Origin of the sequence: Sphingomonas sp. 10B4, assembly GCF_035019905.1 — a bacterium.
GTDB classification, from domain to species: Bacteria; Pseudomonadota; Alphaproteobacteria; order Sphingomonadales; family Sphingomonadaceae; genus Sphingomonas; species Sphingomonas glacialis.
Window position 1 is genome coordinate 1 of record NZ_JASJVC010000190.1, and the last position, 562, is coordinate 562.

The following is a 562-nucleotide window of genomic DNA, read 5'->3' on the forward strand; positions in this document are numbered from 1 at the left end:
CCGCTCAATCCCAGTGTCGTCATCAGATCCTGAACCGCCGGGATTTCGTTGCTTTTCTCGTCAATCGCCAAATGCGCGAGGATGATCTGGTCATCATGGGCAAAGGCGCTCATCAGATGCGCTGCTTTGCGGTCGTTGAAGGCGTCGAAGCTGCCACGCAGGGTCTTGCCATCGATCGCCACGCAGACTGGCTTTGCGGCAGTATCACCGGCTTCAATCCTGCCAGTGCCAAGTGTTGCCGCGTGACGGCGGAACGCGACCTCAAGGGCGGCGCCGTCAAGGCCACGCAAAATGAACCGGACCGACGAATAAGCAGGAGCCCGTCGCAGCGACAGGTCAAAAACCGCGTTCAGCCGGTCAAGATGCGTTTTGATAAAGGCGTGAACCTGCCGATAGGAAACCGCGCCCGACAGCATCGCCAAAACCGTGAAAAGCAGGATTGGAGCAAGCGGATACATCTTGCCCTGGCCACGACGCGGGTCGGAAACCTCGGCAAAAAACGATAAAAGCGTCGGCGACATCGGAGCAGGCCTTCCTCAAAGTGCCGCTCCCTTGATTCAGA

Annotated in this window: 1 protein-coding gene; it reads right to left on the reverse strand. The window is 58.2% G+C overall.

The window, feature by feature from the left end:
* The coding region (locus QN347_RS19415) for an ISAs1 family transposase (protein WP_323494347.1) at window positions 1–521 on the reverse strand (521 nt) is incomplete at its 3' end.
* Window positions 522–562: the final 41 nt, after the last annotated feature.